This window comes from Paraburkholderia phenazinium, from assembly GCF_900142845.1.
Taxonomy (GTDB): Bacteria; Pseudomonadota; Gammaproteobacteria; order Burkholderiales; family Burkholderiaceae; genus Paraburkholderia; species Paraburkholderia phenazinium_A.
Genome location: NZ_FSRU01000001.1, coordinates 3274513 through 3300473, shown reverse-complemented (window position 1 = coordinate 3300473; position 25961 = coordinate 3274513). Strand labels below are relative to the sequence as shown.

The window sequence follows — 25961 nt, the reverse complement described above, 5'->3', positions numbered from 1 at the left end:
GCCCCGATTCGATAACCGACGCCTCAATAACCGACGCGATAAACCCGCCCCGTCTGCGCGCCTTCGACGCTGCGCAGATACGCCTGCGCAGCGCGCTGCGCGCTCACCGGTTCGAAGCCGCGGAAATACGGACCATACCCTTCGAGCGATTCGGTGAGGACCGTGGGGCTCACCACATTGATGCGCAGACCGCGCGGCAATTCGATCGCCGCGCCGCGCACGAAACCTTCCAGCGCCAGATTGACGGTGGTCGCGTTCGCGCCTTCGCGGATCGGCTCGTCGCCGACGATACCGCTCGTCAACGTGAACGAGCCGCCGTCGTTCACAAACTGCTGGGCCGCGAGCACCACGTTGATCTGTCCCATCAGTTTGTCGCGCAGGCCGACCCAGAACTGCTCGATGGTCATCTCCGGCAGCGGGCCGAAATGCAGCTTGCCGGTGGTCGTAACGACGCCATCCACCTTGCCGATTTCGCGGAACAGCCGTTCGATACTCGCCGGGTCCGTGCTGTCGACGCGGTACTGGCCGCGCGTCGCGCCGACCTCGATCACCTCATGGCGGGCTTTCAATTCGGCGCTCACCGCCTGGCCGAGCGTACCCGTTGCACCAATCACGACGATCTTTTTCATGTGCGACCTCTGAATGTTAAGTGTGGCTTCGATTGTCGGTGGCCCGCGCGGCGAGAAAAAGGGGGCGTGGCTTGCAGGTCCTTAAACCTGCAGTTTCGAATCGGGTTTTGGCAGTGACGATACGCAGTTCGCGTTGTCATTCAAACGGCGTGGACCGCGCGAGTCCGCCTGGAGTCGGGCAGGAGAGACGAAAGCAAACAGCGCGCAAGCGGGCGCGTGACATGACGCGACCCGCCGCCACGTTATTTCACGCGCTGCAGTTCGATTACCCGCGTGGGCCGCATATGGTTGAGCGCAAAGTGAATGCGACCGCGATCCTGACGGCTTGCCGCCGTTTGCTCTTCTTCGAATTGATGGTCTTCGTCGTAGGTCGATTGCGGCGCGATCATGCCTTTGTCGACCACCGCATAGCCCGGCTCGAGCGCCAGCAGCAGATGATTGCCGCCCACCCGGCTATCGAACCCGGCAAGGCCGTCTCTCGCTTCCGGCACGCTGTTCACGAGCGTGGCGTTGGAGGTGGTCACTTCGTCGGGACCGATCGGGCTGTGGCCTGCCAGTCGCGCGGCTTCGAGATTCTTGCCGTCGGTGTCGACGGTGCTGTCGTGCGTGCGGTCGTTGTGCAGATCCGTGCTGCTCGGACCGCCGGTGCCGGCTGCGCGGGCGGTGTCTAAGGGTTTGCCTGTGTCATTGCTGTTCATCGTGCATTCTCCATGGAAGACTGATGGTTGAAGTGACAGCAAAACTTGTTCCGGAGATCGCGAGGGCGAGCGACGCGCCTTCCGTTTTTTCCTGGCACACGCGTATGACATTCTTTTGATTTTTTTTTAATCAACGCGTATTTTCTACAGAGTATGATCTTACTCCGACGAGTAGTCGCGGTTAAAATTGACGGCTTCTGCCAAGCCGTCTCAGCGGGCCGTTGGGAGACGACAACGCGCTGCTCGAACACTATATGAGGCAGTCAGGGCGGGTGACACATGCACTTTGATGCTGCATTCACACATCGCGGCTACTTGCTTAACTGCGCGCCGGCGCGCGCGGGCGACGGGACATGGCAACCTTACGTGGTCATCTCGCGTTCGAGTGACGGCGAGCTGGTTGCCAACCGGTTTTTCCCTACGGATTTCCGCTTCGCCGACGAAGCCGCTGCCATCGCACATGCGCGCGATTGGGCGGTACGCTGGATCGACGCTAGCAGCGTTACTATCTGACGCAGCTAGCGTGGACGCAGCGCTGCACGAGCGGCGGGAAAACGCGGTAATCTCTGGGGACAATTCACTTTGTCATGCTTGCCGCATGACCGCCGTCCTTACCATGTCAAACCCTCCTACTCGCAACTGGGGCCTCGAGCAGATCGTCGCCGACCTGCGCGCGTCGCGCGAGCAACTGCACCGCACGCGCCATCCGCGCGGCATTCGCGAACTGCCGTCGCGCGAGGCCGTCGGCAACATCGTCACGGGCCTGCGCGCCGCGCTTTTTCCCACCCACTATGGCGCCCCGGACCTGACCGACGAGACCGTCGACTACTACGTCGGGCACACGCTCGAAAGCACCTTGCGGCTGCTGGCCGAACAGATCCGCCGCGCGTTGCGATTTCTGCCGGAACATGGCGAGACCCCGGACGCGCTGCTCGGCGAACGCGCGTTCGAGGTGGCCCGCGAGTTCGGCACCCAGTTGCCCGGCATCCGCGCGCTGCTGGTGAGCGACATCCAGGCCGCTTTTACTGGCGATCCCGCCGCGCAGCACATCACCGAAATCCTGCTTTGCTATCCGGGCGTCTGGGCGATGACGCACCATCGTCTCGCGCACGCGCTGCACCGGCTCGGCGTACCGCTGCTGGCGCGCTTTATCAACGAGATCGCCCATTCGGCGACCGGCATCGACATTCACCCGGGTGCGCAAATCGGGCCGAGCTTCTTCATTGACCATGGCACGGGTGTGGTGATCGGCGAGACCGCCATCATCGGCGAACGCGTGCGTGTGTATCAGGCGGTGACGCTGGGCGCGAAGAGCTTTGCGGCGGATGTCGACGGCACGCTCATCAAGGGCAATGCGCGCCATCCGATCGTCGAGGACGACGTCGTGATCTACGCGGGCGCGACGATTCTCGGGCGCGTGACGATTGGGCGCGGCTCGGTGATTGGCGGCAATGTGTGGCTGACCCATAGCGTGCCGCCAGGCAGCAGCGTCTCGCAAGGCAAGATCCGCGAAACCGATTGCGACGACGAGGGGCGGCGTTGATGGTGACGCCGTCGTTCGCCTCGTAGGGGCAGCGCTAACCGTGGCCGCCAACCGCGTGCAAATGCCGCGCTGTGCGCTTGCCGGCGTCGAGGCAACGGTTGCAGAAACGGTCCATGCGTTTCCGCGTCATTCGCACGACCGCTTCGGCGTGGGCGTCATTGTGCGGGGCGGTCACCGCTCTGCCAGCGGACGGGGCGTCGTGGAAGCACGCGCGAACGACGCGATCATGGTCAATCCCGGCGAAGTTCACGACGGCAGCCCGCTCGACGAGCGTGGTCGCGCATGGCGCATGCTGTACTTCGAACCTGCATTAATGTGCCACGCTGCGGCTGAACTGGCCGAAGAGCGGGCGACCAGCGGTCCACGCCAGATTGAATTGACGCAGCCCGTCGCGCACGATCCCGTGTTGAAGGCGCTGTTCGAGCAGTTATTCCTGGTTTCCGTCACGCAGGCAAACGCCGGGGATGCACTGGCACGCGAAGCTGCGCTGCTGCAGATGCTCGGCTATCTTGGGCGCCATCACACCACGTTGACCTGCACATCGACGCGAGCGCCGGCGGGGCCGATCACACGCGCCAAGGCCCGCATCGACGACGACCCCGCAGCGGCGTTGACGCTCGCCGAACTGGCCGCCGAAGCGGGCATGAGCCGCTTCCAGTTGCTGCGCGGGTTCGCGCAGGCGATGGGGTTGCCGCCGCATGCCTATCGGATGCAGCGGCGCGTGGTGCTGGCCCGTCAACTGATCGCGCGTGGCGCGGCGCTGGCCGATGCGGCCGCGGCGGCCGGATTTGCCGACCAGAGCCATATGACGCGCGCCTTTGTGCGTTTGTTCGGCGTGACGCCGGCTAGCTACGCTGGCGCGATCCGATAAGTCACGCAGCCCCCGACGCAACGCTGCAATTTCGTTCAAGACCGCCCGCCCGGCGACTTTTAAGCTGACCGTTCATTCCCTTCTGAGCGGCGGCTGCATGAATTCGCGTTACGTGGGTTACCTGTGTTGCGCGCTGGCGATGATCGGCGTGGGTAGCACGGTAGTGGTCAGCAAATCGATCGCGGCGGGGCTGCCGCCGTTTTCGGCGACGGCTTTACGTTTCGCGATTGCGTTTCCCGTGTTCCTGCTGGTGATGCGCCTGCGCGGGGTGCGTTGGCCACGTCTGGCGCGGCGTGATGTCCTGCTGCTGATCGCGCAGGCAGGTGCGGGCAGCGTCGGCTATACGGTGTTTCTGATCAGCGGCATGAAGCTCGCCTCGGCGGCGGATGCGGGGGTGATCGCAGGCACCTTGCCGGCCGTGTCGGCGCTGGTGGCCATGCTGGCGCTCGGCGAGCGGCCCGCGCCTTCGCTGATCGGCGCCATCGTCCTGGCGACGCTGGGTGTGCTGGTATGCACCGTCCACGTCGAAGACCTGGCCGCCCCGCGTGCCGCGAGTTCGCTAGCCGGCAATGCGCTGGTGTTTGCCGCGATTGTTTGCGAGGCGCTGTTCATTCTGCTCAATCGCAAGCTGCGCACGCCGGTGGCGGCGCTGCCGTTGTCCGCGTTGATGAGTGGGCTAGGATTGGCGGTGGCGATCGTGCCGGCGAGTTTCGAACAGGCGTGGACGCTGCCGTTCGATCCCGGTGCGCTCGCCGGCGTTGTCTATTACGCCCTCGTGCCGACAGTGGGTGGGTTCGTGCTCTGGTATGAGGGTGCCGCACGAATCACCGGCGCGGAAGCCGGACTCATGACCGCGCTCGTGCCCATCAGCGCCGTGGCGATGGCGGCGCTGCTGCTGCACGAACCGGTGTCCGGCGCGCAGCTTGCCGGGGTGGCGTGTGTGCTCGGCGCAGTGTTGTTTGCGACAGTGGGGCACATGAGGCGCATGCCGCGTCGCTCGGCGTGAGGCTGGCGTCGCGCTAGCCAGTCGCCGGTTGCTGCGCTCTCTGCGTCCCGGCGTTCTGCTTTCTTCTGGTGTGCTTAGGTATTCGCTACGGCCACTACGCCGGGATTGCCGACGATGGACAGAAACTCGCGACGTGTCGACGGATCCGTACGAAACGTGCCGAGCATGCGCGAGGTGACCATCGTCACACCGGCCTTGTGTACGCCACGCGTGGACATGCATTGATGCGACGCTTCGAGGATCACGCCGACTCCCTCCGGCTGCAGCACTTCGTTGAGGGTATCGGCGATCTGCACGGTCATCTTCTCCTGGATCTGCAGACGCTTGGCGAATGCATCGACGAGCCGCGCCAGTTTCGAAATGCCCACCACGCGATGGCCCGGCAGATAGGCGACGTGCGCGCGGCCGATGATCGGCACCATGTGATGCTCGCAGTAGCTTTCGAAGCGGATGTCTTTCAGCACGATCATTTCGTCGTAGCCGTCCACTTCGGAGAAGGTGCGGGCGAGGATCTCGCGCGGATCGACCGAATAGCCCGCGAAGAACTCCTCGTAAGACCGCACCACGCGCGCCGGCGTGTCGAGCAGGCCTTCGCGCTGCGGATCGTCGCCGGCCCAGCGCAGCAAAACGCGTACGGCGGCTTCGGCTTCATCGCGCGTCGGGCGGCCCAGGGCTTCGCTTTGTTTGGTCTTCTTTGCCTTGCTGCTCATCCTTCGCTCCTTGAACTCGCATGTTGAATATGGCCGCGGACGGCAACGGCCATTGTTCCATGTTTTGCGTTGCGGCGTGCGCAGCGGCTGGCCGGCCACGCGCCGATTGCCCTGTGGTCCAAGGGCTCGCCTGTGCTGGAGCGCTATTTCGGCCATTCATCCATGGCGTCGTTAAACAGCCCGGCGACGATACTGCGTAACCAGCCTGCCCGCGGATCGTTATGAAACTTGCGATGCCAGTGCTGCTTCAGATCGAAGCGCGGCAACTCGAGCGGCGGTTCGACGAGCGTGATCGACGCGTGTTCCGAGACGTACGCAAAGCCGATGGCGTGCGGCACCGTGGCGATCAGGTCCGTGCGCGCGAGGATGAACGGCAAGCTCATGAAGTGCGAAGTCTCCAGCACGGCGCGGCGCCGGATGCGCTTTTTCTCAAGGAATTGCTCGAGGACTTCCTGGCTGCGGCCCTCGGCGCGCACGACCGCATGACCGGACGCGACGAACTGCGGCAACGTGAGCGGCGCGCGGGTGAGGGGATGGTCGCTGCGCATCAGGCAGATGAAGCGATGGGTGAAGAGGCGTTGCTGAAAGAAGTTGTTGCCCGACAGATCCGGGAAATAGCCGACCGCCAGATCGACGTCGCCCGATTCGAGGCCGCGTTCGATCTGCGAAGGCGGCAGCGACACCGAGCGCAGATTCGCATGCGGCGCGCGCTCGGCGAAGAGTTGCAGCAGGCGCGGCAAAAACACGATTTCGCCGACGTCGGAGAGAGCAATGGAAAACGTATGCGTGGTCGTGGCGGGATCGAAGTCTTGCGCGTCCAGCATGCCTTGTTTGATCCGCGTCAGCGCTTCACGCGCGGCGGGGATCAGGGCGAGCGCCCGCGGCGTCGGCTCCATGCCGCGCGAGGTGCGCACGAAGAGCTGATCGCCGAAGTACTCGCGCAGCCGTCCAAGCGCTGTGCTCACGCGCGGCTGGCTGACGCCGAGCCGTTCGGCCGCGCGGCTGACGTTGCGGGTTTCCTCCATCGCAACGAGGTAAGGGATCAGGTTCAGGTCGAGTTCGGACATGCGGGCGGGGGCGGCGGGTGGAGTATCGTTTCAGCGTATAGACCATACCGCGTTAATCGCCCGGACGGATATTGGGGAAAGCGCCGAGGCCTATCTGGCGGCCTGCCATTCGCGCAGCGCATTGCGTACCTCTTCGATCACCTCGTCCCACTGGCCGAGTTCGCGTTGGCGGAAGAGTCGCATTGACGGGTACCACGGGGTGTCGGTTCTATCGACCATCCATCGCCAGTCTGCACAAGTGGGCAGGAGCACCCATACTGGCCGTCCGGCCGCACCGGCAAGATGCGCGACGGACGTGTCGACGGTGATGAGCAGGTCGAGCGTCTCAAGTATCGCGAGCGTGTCGGTGAAGTCCTGGATTGCCGGGCCGAGCGTATGCAAGTCGAATTCGTCCGCTAAGGCTTCGCTTTCGCACTCGCGGTCCCCTTTCTGGACCGAATACCAGCTTGTTCCCGGCAACGCGAAAAGCGGCTTCAGTGCGTCAAGGTGGATAGACCGGAAGCGGTCGAGCACATGGTGCGGGCCTCCTGCCCACACGACACCCATTCGCCTTGTCTTCGCATGTGCCGGACGTGTTGGAAGTGCATCAACGTGAGCGCGCCAATAGGCAAGCTTGTCTGACGATGCGGCGATGTACCGCGTGGCGATGGGGAGCATCGACTGATTGAGTTTCATATGCTCGGGCATCTTTAGCATATGGCTCCAGTAGTCATAGGCGCCAGGCGGTACGGTGGTGAACACGGCTCGCACTCCCGCGATGCTGGCCGCTATGCCCGCGATGGGTTGACTAACCAGCACATCAACGATGGCTCCCTGTCTGTGCAGCCACTCGGCGAACCTGATGAACTGGATTTCATCGCCCCGGCCCTGTTCTCCGACAAGGAGAAACGTGCGTCCAGTCAGCGACTCCCCTCGCCATTGGGGAAAATTCAGCCGTACAAGTTGCCGGTCCATGCCGGGTAAGTCATAAAACCACCGATAGTGCTGCCATCCTTCATCGAGCTTTCCCAAACCGAGCAACGTACCTGCGAGGTGGAAATGCATATAAGGATTGTCGGGCAGAAGCCGGACAGCTTCCCTGCTGTACACCAGACTTTCAGCTACGTTGCCAAGCATCCCAAGCGCCCGCGCGGCATTGTGGTGTAGCAACGGGTGTAGCGGGTCAAGCGCGAGTCCTTGTTTCGCCACGCTAACCGCATCGCCAAACCTGTCATTCTGATTGAGCAGGAAAGCTAAGGATTTAAGCGACTCGGCATGATCGGAAAAATGGGTTCTTAGCTGCGTGATGAATTCGTCGAGTTCACGGGTGCGATCGGTCTTTGCCAATGCCGCGACACGGTCTAACTGGTCTTGCAGGGTGGCTATAGAGGGCATGTTCTCGCCATAGTTTGACTTTGATGGACGCCCCGAATCGGAAACAGCGATCCGGGGTGTCGTTGTGCGGTGACAAGCTATTGCGTGAGAGTCGCGAGGAGGGTGACTCCGCTTAACTTGGTGTTTGCACTAACAATGGCGTAGTAACTTCCGGGTGCCGGGTTGGCGATCGTGCAGGTGGCCGCGCCGCCTCTCACCATGATCGACTCGCAATCGGGGTGGAGCGATGAAGGCGTGCCGGCCCGAGTGTCCAGAAGCGCGGTTTGGCTGCTGGCTCCGGGCGACAGGGTAAAAGTCAGGCTTTTCACACCAGCAGGCACGACCAGATCGTAATTCTGCATCTCACCGTTTTTTGCCGAAATTGTCGTGGGAATGCCGGCGCTCAGATCGGTAAGTGTCGGGGGAAGGACCCGGAACGAACGCGTCAACTTGCTAACGGCGCCGGTGCTATCGGTAACCGTCAGGGTGATCGGATAAGTACCTGGGTAGTCATAGTTCGTCCAGGGATTGACCGATTGTGTCCGGACCATATCGGGGCCGCCGGTGCCTAAATTCCAGGCCCATGAACTGATGGGCGCACCGCGCGCCGTAGAGAGGTCCGTGCATGTCACCTGCATGATCGACGTGCTCTCCGTGCAAGTGAAATTTGCCGCCGCTGGAATTTTCCCCGACTTTGCGGCATTGACCGTGGCATTCGCATCCAGAATGCCGGGCCCGATGGGCTGATCCGGCTGGCCGTTAGGGAACGGCTGTACGTTCTGTGTGAGAAGGGTGCGCATTTCTGCCGGGGTCAATGGCCTCGGCGCCACCGACTGGGCCAGTGCAATGACGCCACTCACCATGGGCGCTGCCATCGAGGTGCCGCTCATATACGCATAGCCTTCGGTACCTGGGGTCGACGTTCCGTTGTTGTAGGTCGACCAGATCGAGTCCGCGGGGGCGGCAATATCCACGTTCAGCCCGAAGTTCGAGTCGACCCATCGCCATCCAATGCGATTGATGCCCCCGACATTGACCACATTACGGCAGTTGGCCGGCTCGAAATTCGACGCGTCACCGCTGTTGTTGCCGGCCGCCGCTACAACGACGGCCCCCCGGCTGACTGCGTAATCAATCGCGGTCTGAAAGGTGGTCTCGCAAGACCCGAGTCCACCAAGGCTCACGTTGATGACACTGGCAGGGTTGGGGTTGTCGGGTACACCCGGAATACTTCCTCCGGCCGCCCATGTCATGCCGTCGGCGATATCCGATGTGTAGCCTTTCGCGCACGCGTTCAATACGCGAACCGGGACAATTTTGGCGGCTGGCGCAACACCTGCTATGCCCACGCCGTTATTCGTCAACGCGCCGGCGATGCCCGCGACGTGCGTGCCGTGCCAGACAACCTCGCAGGTTTCATTGATGCGCCCAGGATTGGTGCCGTTGCTACCGCGGTTGTTCGCGGTGAAGTCGTATCCTGGAAGGATATGGGCGTTGAGATCGCTGTGGCTGGTCACGCCGTTGTCGATCACGGCGATGACTGCCCCAGCGCCGTTAGCGCTGTCGAAGGCGCCCTCGGCGCGTATTCCAACCATGGCGTTGCCGGGCTTCAGGTTTGAACTCAAGCCCCACTGATTGACGTACTCCGGGTCGTTTGGAACCATGGTGCCGGACATTTCCCTGTCGGGCTCGACGTATTCGACGTTCGGGTCCGATGCCATCGCACGCATGAATGCTTTGGCTTCATTGGCGTTGAGCTTGCGCTCGGTCGTCACCACGTCGGAGCCAATCCCCATGCGGCGAACATGGTGCGCCCGAGCGGGCAGGGCGCCGGCCAGCTTGTCGAGTTGCGACTGGGCCGATGAGGTCGAACCGCGTTCCGCGGTGCCGGTCTTGTATCTGACGATAAAGCGGTCGATGGACGTGTTGGAATCGATGCTGCTCGTATTCATCTTGAGCGACGTCGCCAGCGGGACGCTGGTTGCACTGGCAGCGCTGGCCGCGGCCGCGACCTCCGCCGCGTTTTGCGCCGCTGGGGTGGCTTCGGCGGTCGTGGCGTTGTCGCCGCCGCCGCAGGCTGTGAGCGCCAGTGAAAGCGACAGGCAGGCGGCGCCGGCAAGCACGCGACGTACGCTGGATTTCGGCCCAATCAGGTTGCGGATCGAACGCTGTCTGCCTAAATCATTCCGTCCGTTGTGATGTCTCTTGGTTCGCATTATTTCTTCGTCTCTAAATATTATCTGAATAAAGATAATATTTATCCTGAATGAGATAAACAATCAGGCACTTCTTCTTTTCAATCAGAAGATTTACTCAGCGCGTGAGACTTCCGACTCACTTGGCGTCTTAACGCCCCCCAGCCTGCAAACCCACCCAGAAAAGCGGATCATGGATATCCCCGCCTTGACAAGCTGAACGGCCGCCTTTCATAATGCGCCAGTGCGTTCGCTAAACGAATCACTGTTCATATAGCGAACAAATTGCGTGTTGACCCCTTCTGGTCTACGCGCCATGACAAGGACGTGGAGACCGTCCCGTGTGTTGTTCAACGCAGCTCGCCGGCAAGGCGAGCCGCTGCGGATCGAGCGGCACGGTGCGGTGCGTCCCAAAGGGAATTCGACATGATCAACAAGATTTTCGAGTCACTTCAGTCGGCCGTCGCCGACGTGCACGACGGCGCGACCGTCATGATCGGCGGCTTCGGCACGGCCGGCATGCCGTCCGAACTCATCGACGCGCTGATCGAACAGGGCGCGCGCGAGCTCACTATCGTCAACAACAATGCGGGCAATGGCGACATCGGCCTCGCTGCCTTGCTCAAGGCCAAGCGGGTGCGCAAGATCATCTGTTCGTTTCCGCGCCAGACCGATTCGTATGTGTTCGACGCGCTTTACCGCGCCGGCGAAATCGAGCTCGAACTCGTGCCGCAAGGCAACCTGGCCGAGCGCATTCGCGCCGCCGGCGCCGGCATCGGCGGCTTCTTCACGCCCACCGGCTACGGCACGAAGCTCGCCGAGGGCAAGGAAACCCGCCTGATCGACGGCCGGCATTACGTGCTGGAGTCGCCGCTGCACGCCGACTTCGCACTCGTCAAGGCGTTCAAGGGCGATCGCTGGGGCAATCTGGTCTATCGCAAGACGGCGCGCAACTTCGGCCCGATCATGGCGAGCGCCGCGAAAACCGCGATCGTGCAGGTATCGAAAGTCGTGCCGCTCGGCGAGCTCGATCCCGAAGAGATCGTCACACCTGGCATCTTCGTGCAACGCGTGATCGAAGTGCCGCAGGCGACGCATCAAGCCGAACTTGCATCCGCGACTGCCGCCTGAGGAGACCCGACATGAAAAAACTGACCCGCGATGAAATGGCCAAGCGCGTCGCCCAGGACATCCCCGAAGGCGCGTATGTGAATCTCGGCATTGGCGTGCCGACGCTGGTGGCCAACCACCTCGCCGCCGACAAGGAAATCTTCCTGCACAGCGAAAACGGCCTGCTCGGCATGGGCCCGGCGCCCGCGAAAGGCGAAGAGGACGACGAACTGATCAATGCCGGCAAGCAGCACGTCACGCTGCTGACTGGCGGCGCTTACTTCCATCATGCGGACTCCTTTGCAATGATGCGCGGCGGCCATCTCGACTTTTGCGTGCTGGGCGCGTTCCAGGTGTCGGCCAAGGGCGATCTCGCGAACTGGCACACCGGCGCACCGGATGCGATTCCGGCAGTCGGCGGCGCAATGGATCTGGCCATCGGCGCTAAGCAGGTCTACGTGATGATGGAACACCTGACCAAGCAGGGCGAAAGCAAGATCGCCGCGCAATGCAGCTACCCGGTGACGGGCGTGGCGTGCGTGGACCGCATCTACACGGATCTCGCCATGATCGACGTGACCGCCGATGGCCTCGTGGTGCGCGAGATTTTCTCGGACATCGACTTCGCCGAGCTGCACAAGCTGACGGGCGTTCCGCTGATCGACGGCACCCAGGCGGCGCGCGCCGCCTGATCCCGGCGCAGCGTTTGGCACAATGGTGTCTAATGTATCGGTCCGCGTGCCGAACACCGTGCCTGCTCCGCTTGCGCTGAGTCCGGCGCGGGCGGACCCTACCTTCTTCTCCGTTTTGCCAATTCCACCATGCTCGAAGCCAGCGCCCGTCTGACCGGTCTCCTCTGCGGCACGCAGCCAATGAACGATATCTGGTCGCCACGCGCGACGCTGCAGCGCATGCTCGATGTCGAAGCGGCGCTGGCGCGCGCATCGGCGGCGCACAACGTGATTCCGTCGTCGGCGGTGGCCGCGATCGAAGCCGCCTGTCAGGCGGATCAACTGAATGCCGAGGCCCTCGCGCAGGATGCCGCGCTCGGCGGCAATCTCGCCATTCCTCTGGTCAAGCAACTGACCGCACGCGTCAAGGCGGCGGACGCGGAAGCGTCGAAATACGTCCATTGGGGCGCGACGAGCCAGGACATCATCGATACCGCGACCGTCCTGCAACTGCGCGACAGCTTCGACCTGCTCGATCCTCATCTGCAATCCACCTGCACGGCGCTCGCCGCGCTGGCGCGCAAGCATCGCGCCACGCCGATGATCGGCCGCACGTGGTTGCAGCAGGCGCTGCCCATCACGCTGGGTCTGAAGTTCGCGCAGTGGCTCGACGCCTTGCTGCGTCATCGCGAGCGGCTCGAGGCGTTGCGCCCGCGCGTGCTGGTGCTGCAGTTCGGCGGCGCGGCCGGTACGCTTGCAAGCTTGCGCGACGCAGCACCGGCGGTGACGCAGACGCTAGGCGCGGAACTGAAGCTGACGGTGCCCGCGGTGCCGTGGCACACGCAGCGCGATCGCATGGCCGAAACCGCCGCGTGGTTCGGCATGCTGATCGGCACGCTCGGCAAGATCGCTCGCGATATTTCCCTGCAGATGCAAACCGAACTCGGCGAGCTGGCCGAACCGGCCGCGGCGGGCAAGGGCGGGTCGTCGACCATGCCGCACAAGCGCAACCCGGTCGGCTGCGCGGCCGTGCTGACCGCCGCGACGCGCGCGCCCGGCCTCGTCGCCACGGTGCTGTCGGGCATGGTGCAGGAACACGAACGCGCGCTCGGCGGCTGGCAGGCCGAGTGGGACGCGCTGCCCGATCTCGCCCGGCTCGCCGGCGGCGCGCTCGCCAATATCGAACAGATCGCGAGCGGACTGGACGTCAATGTCGCGCGTCTCGCCGCGAACCTCGAGGTCACGCACGGCCTGATTCTCGGCGAATCGGTGATGCTTGCGCTCGGCGATAGCATCGGCCGGCTCGACGCGCATCATCTGGTTGAGCGCGCATCGAAAACGGCGGTGCAGTCGGGGCAAACGCTGTTCGACGTGCTGGCGGCCGATGCCGCAGTCACCCAACATCTTTCGGTTGAGCAATTGCGGCATCTGCTCGACCCGGCTCAATACGTCGGCCAGGCGCACGCCTATGTAGACGCCGTGCTGGCCCTTCATGACGAGCGCGCTGGCCGCGCCACCTCAGAGGAGTAACGGAATGCCCTACGCCGCAGTCAACGGCATCGAGCTTCACTATCGGATCGACGGCGATCGCCATGGACACGCACCGTGGATCGTGCTGTCGAATTCGCTCGGCAGCGACATGTCGATGTGGACGCCCCAGGTCGCCGCGTTGTCGAAGCAGTTTCGCGTCTTGCGATACGACACGCGCGGACACGGTCACTCGGAGGCGCCGAAAGGGCCCTACACGATCGAACAGTTGAGCGGCGACGTGTTGGGTCTGATGGATACGCTGAAGATCGCCACGGCGAATTTTTGCGGGTTGTCGATGGGTGGGCTGACCGGCGTTGCGCTCGCCGCGCGTCATGCGAACCGCTTCGAGCGCGTCATGCTCTGCAACACGGCGGCGCGCATCGGTTCGCCGGAAGTGTGGGTGCCGCGTGCAGAACGGGCGCGTAAGGAAGGCATGCTGACGCTTTCGGAAGCAGTCCTGCCGCGCTGGTTCACCGGCGAGTTCATTGCCCGCCAGCCGTTGATGTTCTCGGTGATCCGCGACGTCTTCGTCCACACCGACAAGGAAGGCTACGCCAGCAACTGCGAAGCGATCGACGCCGCCGACCTGCGTCCCGAAGCCCCCGGCATCAAGCTGCCGGCGCTGGTAATCAGCGGTACGCACGATCTGGCGGCAACGCCGGCACAGGGGAAGGAACTCGCCGCAGCGATTCCGGGTGCCCGCTATGTCGAACTGGACGCCTCGCATATTTCCAACATCGAGCAGGCGGAAACGTTTACGAAGACTATTCTCGACTTCCTCACGGAGCAGCAATGAACGACGACGAACGCTATGAAGCAGGAATGAACGTGCGCCGTGCGGTGCTGGGCGACGCGCACGTCGACCGCTCGTTGGCCAACCGCACCGAGATCACCGAGGAATTCCAGAACTTCATCACCCGCTATGCGTGGGGGGAGATCTGGACGCGCGAGGGTTTGCCCCGTCACACGCGTAGCCTGCTGACCATCGGCCTGATGGTGGCGCTCAACCGCAGCGAAGAACTTGCCTTGCATCTGCGCGCGGCGAAGAACAATGGCGTGACGCGCGACGAGATCAAGGAAGTGCTGCTGCAGACTGCCATCTATTGCGGCGTGCCGGCTGCGAATTCGGCTTTCCATCTGGCCGACAAGCTGTTCCGCGAAGAGGACGCGGCGGGCAAAGCCCAAGCGTAGCAAGCGCGGCGCTTAGGCCGACGTACTCTCGCTCACGGTGCCGGGCTCCTCAACCGGCACCCGCGCCAGCACCGAGCGCAACACCGTCTCCTTGATGACCTCGCGCCAGTGCGCGAGGGCGGCCTTGTCCATCAGCGATTCGCCGAGAAACGCGCTAAGCGTGTACTGATTGGCGTTATAAAAATAGCCGAGCGAGGCGATCATGATGTACACGTCGCGCGCCGCGATGTTGTCGCGAAACACGCCCTTCGCCTTGCCCGCATCCAGCACCTTCTGCACTACGGAAATCGCGTAGCCGGAAATATCGCGCAGCTTCGACGACTTCTTCGCGTGCTTGCCCTGGTGCAGATTCTCGCTGGACAGCAGCGTGACGAACTCGGGGTGATCGAGGTAGTACTGCCAGACAAATTCGACGACTTGCTGCAAGCCGCGCACGGGGTCGTCGAAGTCCAGATCGAGCCGGCTTTCGGCTTCGTTGAACTGCGAGTAGATGGTCTCCAGCACCTCGACGAACAATTGCTCCTTGCTGCCGAAGTAGTAGTAAATCATCCGGTCGTGCGAGCGGGCCGCTTTCGAAATGCTCTCGACCCGGCCGCTCGCATAGCCTTGCTTGGCGAACACCTTGATAGCCGCTTTGAGAATCTTTGCGCGCGTATCCTGGGCCTGCTTCGCGCGGATGCCGGTGGCGCCCGTCTTGCGGGCGGCAGTTGGACTCATGGGCGGCCTCGTCTCTCTCTGTTAGCTTCTGGTGCATCTGCTCACAACACAGCGGGCCCGCGCTTTTTCGCTGCCGGCCCGCTGTCATGATACAACCGGGAGGTTGCCCGGCAAGCAGATCTTTAATCGAACACCGGCGATTCGACCCCCAGAACCTTGTGAAGTTTGGTACTGGTTGTTGTGTACTGCATATGAATTTTCTTGTCCGGGAAAACATAGGGTGCTGCCCCGAACGCCGCTAGCGCCGCTTCATGAAAGCCGGACAGGATCAGCTTCTTCTTGCCTGGATAGGTATTGATGTCGCCCACCGCGAAGATGCCCGGCACGTTGGTTTCGAACTTCTCTGTGTCGACGCCAACCTGCTTGCGTTCGATCTCGAGGCCCCATTGTGCAATCGGCCCAAGTTGCGGCGACAGGCCGAAGAATACCAGCAGGTGATCGAGTTCGAGCGTGCGCGTCACGCCGTCGCCGCCTGTCACCTTGATGCGATGCAGCGCCTCGTGATTGTCTTCGAAGCCGCTCACCTGGCCGACGAGGCACTGCATGCGCAGGTCGTCGCAGAGCGCGCGCATTTTCGCCACCGAGGCGGGCGCGGCGCGGAACTCGTCGCGCCGATGCACGAGGATCACGCTTTGCGCGATGTCTACGAGATTGAGTGCCCAGTCCAGCGCGGAATCGCCGCCGCCGCAGATCACGATGTCCTTGTCGCGGAACAGCTCGGGGTCGCGCACCCGATAGAACAATTGCCGGCCGTGGTACTTGTCGATGCCGGCGACTTTCAGCGAACGCGGCTGGAACGAACCGACACCCGCAGCGATAAAGATAGTTTTCGTAATGAACTCGGTGCCTTTACTGGTGCGCACGAAAAAGCGCCGGTCTTCCAGACGCTCGACGATCTGCACTTCCTGCCCGAGGTGAAAGTTGGCGCCGAACGGCTCGATCTGCTTGAGCAGGTTGTCCGCGAGCTCCTGCCCGGTGCAGATCGGCACCGCAGGAATGTCGTAGATCGGCTTGTCCGGATACAGCTCGACGCATTGGCCGCCGACTACCGGCAGCGAATCGATGACATGCGCCTTGATTTCCAGCAGGCCCAGTTCGAACACCTGAAAGAGGCCGACCGGCCCTGCACCGACGATCAATGCGTCGGTTTCGATGGGCGATGGCGGTTCGGCGTGGGTGTCCGGCGTGTTGTGCGAGGCGGGGTGGTCAACAACTTCGTTCATGGGTCTCTCCTGCAATCGGTTGAGTGAGGAACAACGGGGGAACGATGAGCCGTGCGCAGCGCCTGGGGCGGCTGCGGCAGGGCGAAAGCGATGCGCCTCGCAGTGGAGGCAGGGGCATGAGCAGTGGCAGTGGCGGCGGTGCGGCGAGCGGCATGGCGTCCCTCAGCTCAGATAAGCTCGGCTCAGCGCTCGAGCAGCGACAGCTTGTCCGTGACGTCCTTCCATGCGTCGGCGTCAGGCAAGGGCGCTTCACGTTTGTTGAGCACCGGAAACACGCCGGTCAACTCGGCATTCAGCGCGGTGAACGCCTGCTGGTCTGCAGGCAGGTCTTCTTCGGCGTAAATTGCATTGACGGGGCACTCGGCCACGCAAACCGCGCAGTCGATGCACTCGTTCGGGTCGATCACCAGCATGTTCGGGCCGGCGTGGAAGCAGTCCACCGGGCAGACGTCCACGCAGTCGGTATAGCGGCAGCGGATGCAGGCTTCTGTCACGACATGGGTCACGGCGAAACTCCTTCTGCATAGGACCGCGGCGCGGGCAATGGCGCGCCGCAACATAACGAACAATCGGGAAAAGGCGTTGCGCAGTCTATTTTGATCGAGTAGATTTCAATCAAGTTTGGTGTAGTGGATACTACACGAACGGTGAGTGACCGCAACATTTTTCAAAATGAGAGTTGTTGGGTGTCACACGAATGTGCCTTGAAACAAGGGCTATTTCGTCAGCCGGGTAGGGCCGATTGTAATGTCGTCGTATGGGAACCCCACCATGACTGAACATACGAAGGTCGATTTCGGTGCAGACGGCGTCGATGGCGAAACCGCCTCGACGCCCGGTCCGACCGTGCTCGAAAAAGCGGCGCCCCGCAGCGAGCGGATGGCGAGCAACAAGATCGAATGCAATGCGTGTCCCGTGTTGTGCCAGATCTCCGAGGGCCGCACCGGCGCGTGCGACCGCTACGCGAACTCGGACGGGCGGCTGATCCGGGTTGATCCGGTGGTGTTCGTGTCGCGCACGCTCGCGGTGGGCGATGGCGCCGGGGAGGCGGCTGCGGTCGAATTTGGTGCATCGCCCGCGACGGGCGGCGACGCGGCGGTGGCCGCACCCGCGGCGGCTGCGCAACAGGATCAGGCGCTGTTCGTCACTGGCGTGGGCGCGTCGTCCACCTATCCCGACTACAAGCCCGCGCCGTTCATCGTCTCTTCAAAGCTCGAAGGTGTCGACATGGTGACGGTCGTCACCGAGGGCATCTTCAGCTATTGCAGCTTCAAGGTGAAAATCGACACTGACCGCTTTCTCGGGCCCGAGCAGTCGAACGTGCGTTGCCAGGGCGAGATCGTCGGCCATGTGACGACGGCCGAATACGGCTCGCAGATGCTGAGCCTCGGCGGCGTACATCATCTGACCGGCGGCAGCAAGAAAGAAGGCCGCGTGACCTGCGACATGATGCTCGCGCTCGGCAACAAGCAGGCGGTGGAGCTGACCATCGACGGCGGGGCGAGCCTCGTGATCCGCGCGGGCGCGGCGCCGATCGTGGACGGTGTCGAGGAACAGCGCATGCGGGTGGGTTGCGGCTCGGCCACCATCGGCATTTTCGCCAAACAATGGTTCGGGCATGTCGACGAAGTGGTAGTGGTCGACGATCACATCACCGGCGTGCTCACTGAGCATCAGGCGGGACGCTGCCTCGGCATGACGCGCTCAGGTCTGAAGATTCGCGGCCGCAAGTCGACGCCGGGCCGCTATTTTCAGGTCGCCAATCCCGGCACCGGTTGGGGCGGTACGGATATTCAGGACCCCCTGGCCATTATCGAAGGCTTCGATCCTGCCGTGGCGCGACCGGGAATGCGCTTGCTGATGGTGTCGACCACCGGGGAGCATGCGCAATGGTACGAACTGGACGCGGATCTGGTGCCGCGCATCGCGGAGATGCCTACAGATGTTTTGCGCACCGTGGAGCGGATCGGCGAAAACTGCGAGCCGTCGCTCGCGACGGTGCTGTTCCTGGGCGGCGCGGGCGGCAGCCTGCGCGCCGGCGCCACGGAGAATCCGGTCCTGCTGACGCGCGCCATCAAGCAGCGTCTGGTGAACGTGACTTGCGGCGGTGCGCCGGCCTACGTCTGGCCCGGTGGCGGCATTACGGTGATGGTCGATGTGACGCGCATGCCGGACCGCTCGTTCGGCACGGTGCCAACACCGGCGATCGTCGCGCCGATCGAATTCACCATGAGCTATGACGTCTACCGCGACCTGGGCGGCCACCTCGATGCGGTGCGTTCGCTCGAAAGCGTGCTGGCGAATGGACCGGATCACGTCGAAGGGGCACCGCTCGCACGCCGCACCCTGGCGCGTCACCCGGATAACCCATGGCCGCTCGGCATGCCGCCGATGCTGGGATGACGGCTATGAACGCGACCCGCGCCCAACTCGACGCCACCCGTTGGCACTTGCAGCACGGCCCGATCGATCTGATCATCGGCGCCGATGGCGAGGCAGCGGCCGTGCGCGACGCGCATGAGGCGTGCTGGCTGCGCTTCACCGGTGTGCTGAGCGAGTTGGTCGCGGAACTGCCAGGCCTGCGGCGAGCCGTGCAGCACGACGCGGTGCGCCGGCCCTGCGAGGGCCCTGTGGCGAACCGCATGTGGGACGCGTGCTATCCGCATCGGGCCCGCTACATCACGCCCATGGCTGCCGTTGCCGGCAGCGTTGCGGATGAGCTGATCGGAGCGTTCGCGCGGCTTGGCGTGGCGCGCGCCTTCATCAACAACGGGGGCGACATTGCGCTTTATCTGAGCGCGGGTCAGCAGTACCGTATTGGTGTATTCACCGACCTGGCCCAGTTCGACGGCGCGCGCCTCGCCGGCGGCGTCCCGCTCGATGCGAACCTGACGCTCGATGCGGCCTCGCCGGTGCGTGGCGTCGCCACGAGTGGCTGGCGCGGCCGCAGTTTCAGTCTTGGCATTGCAGATAGCGTGACAGTGCTGGCGCGCAGCGCCGCCGCCGCCGATGCCGCCGCCACGATGATCGCCAACGCCGTCGATCTGAAGCACTCGGATATCGTCCGCCAGCCGGCCTCTGCGCTCAAGGACGACAGCGATCTAGGCGACCTGCTGGTGACCGTGGATGTGCCGCCGTTGCCGCAACCGCTGATCGATTTTGCGCTCTCGCGTGGGGTCCAGGAAGCGGCCCGTCTGCACGAACAAGGTTTGATTGAAGGTGCTGCGCTGTTTCTGCAGCGCAGCGTGCGAGTGGTCGGCATGGCCGGTCCGCACGCAGCGGCGCCGGCTGCCGGTGGCGGCCTGCGCCTGACCCGTGACGCCCATTACCCAACGGAGGCTCCGTGTTCGAAATACGCCGCGTGCTGACGCACGTCGAAGACATTTTTCACGAGTTCGGTCCGGCGCCCGCGCATCCCTTGCGCAAGGGCGCGATTGCCGCCGTGATGCGCAATCCGTTTGCGGGCCGCTATGAGGCCGACATCCAGCACGCCATGGAAGCGCTCAAGCCGATCGGCATCGATATGGCGCAACGGCTGCTGGCGGCGATGGCGGTCCCGCACGCGGCGATCGAAAGTTACGGCAAGGGCGCGATTGTCGGCTCGGCCGGCGAGCTCGAGCATGGCGCGTTGTGGCATGTGCCCGGCGGTTATGCGATGCGCGAATTGCTGGAAAAGAACGGCGTGCCGACCAATGCGATCGTGCCGTCCACCAAGAAGGTGGGGGCGCCGTCCACGGCACTCGACGTGCCGATGACCCACGTCAACGCGAGCTATGTGCGCAGCCACTTCGATGCGATCGAAGTGCGCGTGCCGGGAGCGCCGGCCGCGGACGAGGTGGTCTATATCCTCGTGATGAGCACCGGACAGCGCGTGCATGCGCGCGTCGGCGGTCTCGCGAAAGAGGCCATCGCCGGCAAGGACGGCCTGCGCTAACCCGCAGCGGCGTCGAACGAAAACAGACCGAACGCAAACACAGCGAACCCATATATGGAGAGCGAAATGGCAATCAAGCTTCGCAAGCTGATCGTGCAGGTGGATGAAACACGCATTGAAATGGGGCAGACGATCGATCCGCCGGTACGCCGCGCGGTCGCCATCGCCGTCATCGAAAACCCCTATGCGGGCCGCTTCGAACCGAAACTGGATGCGCTGATCGACGCGGGTGAAGAACTCGGCGCGCTGCTCGGCAAGAAATGCGTCGAGGCGCTGGGCATCGCGCCGGGCGAGGCGCAAAGTTACGGCAAGGCGGCGATTGTCGGCGAAGCGGGCGAACTCGAACACGCGGCCGCGATCCTGCATCCGAAGCTCGGCGCGCCGTTGCGCGTCGCGGTGGAGAAGGGCGCGGCGCTGGTGCCGTCGGCGAAGAAGATGGGCACGCTCGGCACGGCGATCGACGTGCCGCTCGGCCATAAAGACGCCGCGTTCGTACGCAGTCATTTCGACGCCATCGAAGCCCGCGTCTCCGATGCGCCGCGTGCCAACGAGATTGTGGTGGCGGTGGCAGTGACGGCATCGGGCCGGCCGCTGCCGCGCATCGGCGGATTGCAGGTCAGCGAAATCAAAGGCGAAGATGGTTTGCGCTGAATAATTTCGCTGGTAGTGTCCTGCGCATTGGATGGATTGCACGCCGCTGAGGGTTACGATGTTTTCGAATCTGCTGGTACAACTGGTCAATGGACTCGCCGACGCGTCGACGCTGTTTCTCGTCGCCGCGGGGCTGTCCTTGATCTTCGGCGTCACGCGCATCGTCAACTTCGCGCACGGTTCGTTCTATATGTTCGGCATTTATGTGGCCTACAGCATTGCGAGCCGCTTCGGCCAGACGACGGGCGGCTTCTGGCTCTCGGTGCTGGCCGCGGCGCTGGTTGTCGCGGTGCTCGGCGCGCTGGTCGAAATGATCGTATTGCGGCGCATTTATCAGGCCCCCGAACTATTTCATCTGCTTGCGACCTTCGCGTTGGTTCTGATCTTTCGTGACGCCGCGCTCTGGTTGTGGGGCCCTGAGGAACTGTTCGGGCCGCGTGCGCCGCACCTGGCCGGCGCGGTCAATCTGCTCGGCCATGCGTTACCCACTTACGATATCGCGCTGATCGTGATCGGTCCGCTGGTGTTGCTGCTGCTCTGGTATGGCCTCACGCGCACGCGCTGGGGCACGCTGGTACGGGCGGCGACGCAGGATCGCGAGATGCTCGGCGCGCTGGGTATCAATCAGGCGTGGCTGTTCACTGGAGTGTTTTTTGTGGGCGCGTTTCTGGCGGGGCTGGGTGGCGCCTTGCAAGGGCCGCGCATGTCGGCGAATCTGTCGCTCGATCTGGAGACCATCGGCAATGCGTTCGTGGTGGTAGTGGTGGGCGGCATGGGGTCCATCCCCGGTGCGTTCGTCGCCGCGTTGTTGATCGCCGAGATCAAGGCGCTGTGTATCGGCATTGGACATATATCGATTGGCGGGATCGATTTTTCGCTGAGCCGCTTCACGCTGGTTGCGGAGTTTGTCGTGATGGCGATTGTTCTGGTGGTGCGGCCCTGGGGTTTGCTCGGTCGCGCGAGCGCGGCAGTGCGTGGCATGGCTGCACCGGACGCGCCGCTGCGGCCTGCAGGCAAGCGTCTGAAGTGGCTGGCGGCGGCCGCGCTGGTGGTACTGGTGCTGGCGCCGCTCGCGGCGAGCGCGTTTCCGTATATGCCCATCCTGCTGGTTGAAATCCTGATTGCGGTGTTGTTTGCGACCAGCCTGCACTTCATCATGGGACCGGGTGGCATGCATTCGTTCGGCCACGCCGCGTATTTTGGTCTCGGCGCGTATGGCGCCGCGCTCTTTCTCAAAGTCCTGAATTTGCCGATGGAAGCGGCGCTGTTGCTCGGGCCGTTGCTCGCGCTTGGCGGGGCGCTCGTGTTCGGCTGGTTCTGCGTGCGCCTGTCGGGCGTCTATCTGGCGATGCTGACGCTGGCGTTTGCGCAGATCGTCTGGTCCGTGGTGTTCCAGTGGGATGACGTGACCGGCGGCAGTAACGGCGTACTCGGATTGTGGCCGTCGAACTGGTTGTCCTCGCCGGTCGCTTATTACTACCTGACGCTTGCCTGTGTCGTGGTGTGTGTGTGGTTGCTGAGACGGATGTTGTTTTCGCCGCTCGGCTATGCCATGCGAGCCTCGCGCGATTCGGGCCTGCGTGCCGAGGCAATCGGCATCGACGTCAAGCGCGTGCAATGGGCGTCGTTTGTGATCGCGTCGGTGTTCTGCGGTCTCGCCGGTTCCCTGTACGCGTTTTCGAAGGGCACGATATCTCCCGAGGTCATCAGCGTGAGCCGTTCCGTCGACGGACTCGTGATGGTGCTGCTCGGCGGCTTGCAGACCCTGACCGGGCCGATCGTCGGCGCCGCGGTCTTCACGTGGCTGCAGGACACCGTCGCGCGTCAGACCGACTACTGGCAAGCGCTGCTCGGCTTCGCCATCCTGTTGCTGGTGATCGCGTTCCCGCAGGGCATCGTGGGCTTTATCCGCGACCGCTTCGGCGACGACGACCTCGGCGCGAAGAACGGTCATGCCGGCGGCGCGTCCGACGCGGAGCGCGGCGATGTGCCGTCCCCGTCACCCTCGCAAGCGGCCGCCATGAAGGAGGGTCTATGAGTCTCCTGCGCGTGTCGGGGCTGTCGAAATCGTTCGGTGGTCTGAAAGCCGTCGACGACGTGTCGTTCGATCTCGAAGCCGGTCAACTGCTCGCATTGCTGGGTCCGAACGGCGCGGGAAAATCGACCTGCTTCAACATGGTTAATGGGCAACTGCGGCCGTCGTCCGGTTCGATCCGGCTCGACGATCACGAACTCGTCGGCATGCGGCCGCGCGATATCTGGCGCCTCGGCGTGGGCCGTACGTTTCAGATCGCCGCGACCTTCAATTCGATGACGGTGCTGGAAAACGTGCAGATGGCGCTGGTGTCGCGCGAACGCAAACTGTTCGGCCTGTGGAAGCCGGCGGGCTCGTGGTACGCGGATGAAGCGTTCAGCCTGCTAGAACAGGTCGGCATGGGCGCCGACGCGCATCGTGCCTGTGGCGTGCTGGCCTACGGCGACGTCAAGCGCGTGGAACTCGCGATTGCCATGGCAAACCGTCCAAAGCTGCTGCTGATGGATGAGCCGACCGCGGGCATGGCGCCCAGGGAACGTAACGATCTGATGGCGCTGACCAAGCGCCTCGTCACCGAGCACAAGATCGGCGTGCTGTTTACCGAGCACAGCATGGACGTGGTGTTCGCCTACGCTGACCGCATGATCGTGCTGGCGCGCGGCAAGCTGATTGCCGAAGGCAGCGCCGAGACGATCCGCAACGACGCCCGCGTGCAGGAAGTGTATTTCGGCACCGGCAAGACGTTTCAGGCGCACGCTGCGCTGGACCATCAGGACGGCCACGCCGGCCATCAAGGGGCGTTGCAATGAGCGATCCGATGCTGAAAGTCTCCGGTCTCAATGCGTTCTATGGCCGCGCGCACATCCTGTTCGACGTCGGTCTCGAAGTGGGCCGCGGCGAAGTGGTGGCGCTGATGGGCCGCAACGGTGCGGGCAAATCCACCACGATGAAGGCGGTGATGGGTCTGCTGCCGCGCCGCCAGGGCGAAGTGCGGTTTCGCGGCGCGGACATTGCGGCGCTGCCGCCGTACCGCATCGCGCGCATGGGGATGGGCTTCGTGCCGGAAGACCGCCGCGTGTTCTCCGATCTCACGGTGATGGAGAATCTCGACGCGGGCCGTCAACCGCCGCGCGAAGGCGCGCCGCAATGGACCCCGGAGAAGCTGTTCCGGCTCTTCCCCAACCTCGGCGAAATGCCGAAGCGCCCCGGCGGCCAGATGAGCGGCGGCGAACAGCAGATGCTGACCGTCTCGCGCACGCTGATGGGCAACCCGTATCTGGTGCTGCTCGACGAACCCTCGGAGGGCGTGGCGCCGGTGATCGTCGAGCAGATGGCGAACATGATTCTCGAACTCAAGCGCGAAGGGCTGTCGATTCTGTTGTCCGAACAGAACCTGCACTTCGCCGAGCTGGTCAGCGACCGCGCGTATGTCCTCGAGAAAGGGCAGATCCGCTTTAGCGGCACGATCGGCGAACTCGCGAAGAACGAAACAGTCAGGCGCGCTTATCTGAGCGTCTGATTCCTGCGACGCGGTCCTGCGCCCAGCACCATGCGGGCGAACGGTTGCGTCGGGTAGTCGTTGCGAAAGGAGAAGCAGATGGCAGCAGAGACGTTGACAGGGTTGTCGGGCAAGGTCGTGATCACGAATATCGGCCTGTTGTTATCGGGCGATATCGATCAGCCGATTCTCGACGCCGACACGCTGGTGATCGACGACGGCGTGATCGTCGCCGTGGGCAAGGAGAAAGACTGCGACCTCGAAGGCGCGCGCACCACGGTCGATTGCAAAGGCACCACGGTCGCGCCTGGCCTGATCGATTCGCACGTGCATCCTGTCTTCGGCGACTGGACGCCGCGCCAGAACCAGATGGGCTGGATCGAATCGAACCTGAACGGCGGCGTGACGACGATGATCTCGGCCGGCGAAGTGCATTTGCCAGGACGTCCTAAGGATATCGTCGGCGTGAAGGCGCTGGCGATCACGGCGCAGCGCTCGTTCGAAGGCATGCGCGGAGCGGGTGTCGGCGGCGGCGTGAAAGTGCTGGCCGGTGCGCCTGTGATCGAAAAGGGCATGGTCGAAGAAGACTTCAAGGAATTGTCGGAAGCAGGCGTGAAGCTGCTGGGCGAAGTGGGTCTCGGCAGCGTGAAGGCGGGTGAAGAAGCAGGGCAGATGGTTGCCTGGGCGCGCAAGTACGGCATTCAAAGCACGATTCACACGGGCGGCCCGTCGATCCCCGGCTCGGGACTGATCGACAAGGACGTGGTGCTGGCGGCGGATGCGGACGTGATCGGCCACATCAACGGCGGCCATACGTCGTTGTCTTACCGCCATGTCTGCGATCTGTGCGAGCAATCCACGCGGGCGCTGGAAATCGTCCACAACGGTAATGAGCGCATCGCGTTGCTGACCGCGCGCCACGCCATCGAACTTAAATGTCCGCACCGGATCATTCTCGGCACGGACAGTCCGGCGGGGTCGGGCGTGCAACCGCTCGGCATTCTGCGCATGATCGCGTTGATCTCGAGTCTCGCCGACGTGCCCGCGGAAATCGCCTTCTGCTTTGCGACCGGCAACACCGCGCGACAACGCAATCTACGCCAGGGGCTGATCGAAGTGGGCCGTCCCGCGGACCTGGTGTTCATGGACCGCGCGCAGCACTCGGCGGGCAGCACGTTGCTCGAAAGCGTGCAGCTTGGCGATATACCGGGTGTGGGCATGGTGATGATCGACGGCCTGATCCGTTGCCGGCGCAGTCGCAATACGCCGCCTGCTACCGAAGTGCCGGTGGTCGTCTGAGCGCGCGCCGCCACCCGTCGACGCTGCGGC

The 25961-nt window shown here is 63.5% G+C and carries 26 protein-coding genes; 17 read left to right on the top strand and 9 right to left on the bottom strand.

The genetic code is table 11. The annotated features are described in order from the left end of the window. Positions 1-23: 23 nt before the first annotated feature. Positions 24-629: a short chain dehydrogenase gene (locus BUS12_RS14480; RefSeq protein ID WP_074296312.1), complete on the bottom strand. Its 606-nt coding sequence runs from the start codon at positions 627-629 to the stop codon at positions 24-26. A 242-nt stretch (positions 630-871) separates the two neighbouring features. Continuing rightward, positions 872-1327, bottom strand: a complete 456-nt coding sequence (locus BUS12_RS14475; RefSeq protein WP_074296311.1) for a DUF3005 domain-containing protein — start codon at positions 1325-1327, stop codon at positions 872-874. A 279-nt stretch (positions 1328-1606) separates the two neighbouring features. Here BUS12_RS14475 and BUS12_RS14470 point away from each other — a divergent pair, with 279 nt between their 5' ends. The 4 genes from BUS12_RS14470 (at position 1607) to BUS12_RS14455 (ending at position 4747) form a co-directional block, all read left to right on the top strand. Beyond that, entirely contained in the window at positions 1607-1840 is a 234-nt protein-coding gene (locus BUS12_RS14470) for a hypothetical protein (protein ID WP_074296310.1), read from the top strand. Between the two features lie 103 nt (positions 1841-1943). Continuing rightward, complete coding sequence (gene epsC / locus BUS12_RS14465) at positions 1944-2870, top strand: serine O-acetyltransferase EpsC (protein ID WP_074297538.1); 927 nt, start codon at positions 1944-1946, stop codon at positions 2868-2870. Between the two features lie 61 nt (positions 2871-2931). Next, positions 2932-3741 carry an AraC family transcriptional regulator gene (locus BUS12_RS14460; RefSeq protein ID WP_074296309.1) on the top strand — a complete coding sequence of 270 codons (810 nt, stop codon included), beginning with the start codon at positions 2932-2934 and terminating at the stop codon, positions 3739-3741. Positions 3742-3838: 97 nt separating this feature from the next. Continuing rightward, entirely contained in the window at positions 3839-4747 is a 909-nt protein-coding gene (locus BUS12_RS14455) for a DMT family transporter (RefSeq protein ID WP_074296308.1), read from the top strand. A gap of 74 nt (positions 4748-4821) precedes the next feature. Here the strand turns inward: BUS12_RS14455 and folE are convergent, their stop codons facing one another. The 4 genes from folE to BUS12_RS14435 form a co-directional block, all read right to left on the bottom strand. Continuing rightward, positions 4822-5457 (bottom strand): GTP cyclohydrolase I FolE, encoded by a 636-nt coding sequence (gene folE, locus BUS12_RS14450; RefSeq protein ID WP_074296307.1) that lies wholly within the window; start codon positions 5455-5457, stop codon positions 4822-4824. Between the two features lie 143 nt (positions 5458-5600). Next, the gene (locus BUS12_RS14445; RefSeq protein WP_074296306.1) at positions 5601-6524 is read right to left on the bottom strand and encodes a LysR family transcriptional regulator; all 924 of its coding nucleotides are present in this window, start codon (positions 6522-6524) and stop codon (positions 5601-5603) included. A gap of 90 nt (positions 6525-6614) precedes the next feature. Continuing rightward, positions 6615-7898 (bottom strand): glycosyltransferase family protein, encoded by a 1284-nt coding sequence (locus BUS12_RS14440; RefSeq protein WP_074296305.1) that lies wholly within the window; start codon positions 7896-7898, stop codon positions 6615-6617. A gap of 77 nt (positions 7899-7975) precedes the next feature. Beyond that, on the bottom strand, positions 7976-10156 hold the full coding sequence (locus tag BUS12_RS14435; protein WP_171991641.1) for a S8 family serine peptidase: 2181 nt from the start codon (positions 10154-10156) through the stop codon (positions 7976-7978). 342 nt (positions 10157-10498) lie between these two features. Between BUS12_RS14435 and BUS12_RS14430 the strand changes: the two genes are divergently transcribed. The 5 genes from BUS12_RS14430 (at position 10499) to pcaC (ending at position 14574) form a co-directional block, all read left to right on the top strand. Then, positions 10499-11203: a 3-oxoacid CoA-transferase subunit A gene (locus BUS12_RS14430; RefSeq protein WP_074296303.1), complete on the top strand. Its 705-nt coding sequence runs from the start codon at positions 10499-10501 to the stop codon at positions 11201-11203. 11 nt (positions 11204-11214) lie between these two features. Beyond that, entirely contained in the window at positions 11215-11874 is a 660-nt protein-coding gene (locus tag BUS12_RS14425; RefSeq protein WP_074296302.1) for a 3-oxoacid CoA-transferase subunit B, read from the top strand. A 129-nt stretch (positions 11875-12003) separates the two neighbouring features. Continuing rightward, the gene (locus BUS12_RS14420; RefSeq protein ID WP_074296301.1) at positions 12004-13383 is read left to right on the top strand and encodes a 3-carboxy-cis,cis-muconate cycloisomerase; all 1380 of its coding nucleotides are present in this window, start codon (positions 12004-12006) and stop codon (positions 13381-13383) included. Between the two features lie 4 nt (positions 13384-13387). Next, a complete protein-coding gene (gene pcaD / locus BUS12_RS14415) occupies positions 13388-14179 on the top strand; it encodes a 3-oxoadipate enol-lactonase (protein ID WP_074296300.1) in 792 nt (263 codons plus the stop codon). Then, on the top strand, positions 14176-14574 hold the full coding sequence (pcaC, locus tag BUS12_RS14410) for a 4-carboxymuconolactone decarboxylase (RefSeq protein WP_074296299.1): 399 nt from the start codon (positions 14176-14178) through the stop codon (positions 14572-14574). Before pcaD ends, pcaC begins: the two co-directional genes overlap by 4 nt. Before the next feature lie 12 nt (positions 14575-14586). On the opposite strand, the gene BUS12_RS14405 is transcribed toward pcaC, so the two are convergent. The 3 genes from BUS12_RS14405 to fdxA all read right to left on the bottom strand — a co-directional run bounded on the left by BUS12_RS14405 (position 14587) and on the right by fdxA (position 17020). After that, positions 14587-15291, bottom strand: coding sequence for a TetR family transcriptional regulator (locus tag BUS12_RS14405; RefSeq protein ID WP_074296298.1), 705 nt, complete (start codon positions 15289-15291; stop codon positions 14587-14589). A gap of 122 nt (positions 15292-15413) precedes the next feature. Further along, positions 15414-16514, bottom strand: coding sequence for an NAD(P)/FAD-dependent oxidoreductase (locus BUS12_RS14400; protein WP_074296297.1), 1101 nt, complete (start codon positions 16512-16514; stop codon positions 15414-15416). A gap of 182 nt (positions 16515-16696) precedes the next feature. Then, positions 16697-17020 (bottom strand): ferredoxin FdxA, encoded by a 324-nt coding sequence (gene fdxA, locus BUS12_RS14395; RefSeq protein WP_074296296.1) that lies wholly within the window; start codon positions 17018-17020, stop codon positions 16697-16699. A 265-nt stretch (positions 17021-17285) separates the two neighbouring features. Here fdxA and BUS12_RS14390 point away from each other — a divergent pair, with 265 nt between their 5' ends. From BUS12_RS14390 to BUS12_RS14355, 8 genes are all read left to right on the top strand, one after another. Beyond that, on the top strand, positions 17286-18917 hold the full coding sequence (locus BUS12_RS14390; protein ID WP_074296295.1) for a 6-hydroxynicotinate reductase: 1632 nt from the start codon (positions 17286-17288) through the stop codon (positions 18915-18917). A 5-nt stretch (positions 18918-18922) separates the two neighbouring features. Further along, positions 18923-19882 (top strand): UPF0280 family protein, encoded by a 960-nt coding sequence (locus BUS12_RS14385; RefSeq protein WP_074297536.1) that lies wholly within the window; start codon positions 18923-18925, stop codon positions 19880-19882. Next, positions 19858-20448 (top strand): amino acid synthesis family protein, encoded by a 591-nt coding sequence (locus tag BUS12_RS14380; protein ID WP_074296294.1) that lies wholly within the window; start codon positions 19858-19860, stop codon positions 20446-20448. Before BUS12_RS14385 ends, BUS12_RS14380 begins: the two co-directional genes overlap by 25 nt. 66 nt (positions 20449-20514) lie before the next feature. Further along, positions 20515-21099, top strand: a complete 585-nt coding sequence (locus tag BUS12_RS14375) for an amino acid synthesis family protein (protein ID WP_074296293.1) — start codon at positions 20515-20517, stop codon at positions 21097-21099. Positions 21100-21157: 58 nt separating this feature from the next. Then, entirely contained in the window at positions 21158-23137 is a 1980-nt protein-coding gene (locus BUS12_RS14370) for an ABC transporter permease (RefSeq protein ID WP_074296292.1), read from the top strand. After that, a complete protein-coding gene (locus BUS12_RS14365; RefSeq protein ID WP_074296291.1) occupies positions 23134-23943 on the top strand; it encodes an ABC transporter ATP-binding protein in 810 nt (269 codons plus the stop codon). The genes BUS12_RS14370 and BUS12_RS14365 overlap by 4 nt, the downstream gene beginning before the upstream one ends. Beyond that, a complete protein-coding gene (locus BUS12_RS14360; protein WP_074296290.1) occupies positions 23940-24653 on the top strand; it encodes an ABC transporter ATP-binding protein in 714 nt (237 codons plus the stop codon). Before BUS12_RS14365 ends, BUS12_RS14360 begins: the two co-directional genes overlap by 4 nt. A gap of 78 nt (positions 24654-24731) precedes the next feature. Beyond that, positions 24732-25931, top strand: coding sequence for an amidohydrolase family protein (locus BUS12_RS14355; protein WP_074296289.1), 1200 nt, complete (start codon positions 24732-24734; stop codon positions 25929-25931). The last annotated feature ends 30 nt before the right edge of the window (positions 25932-25961 follow it).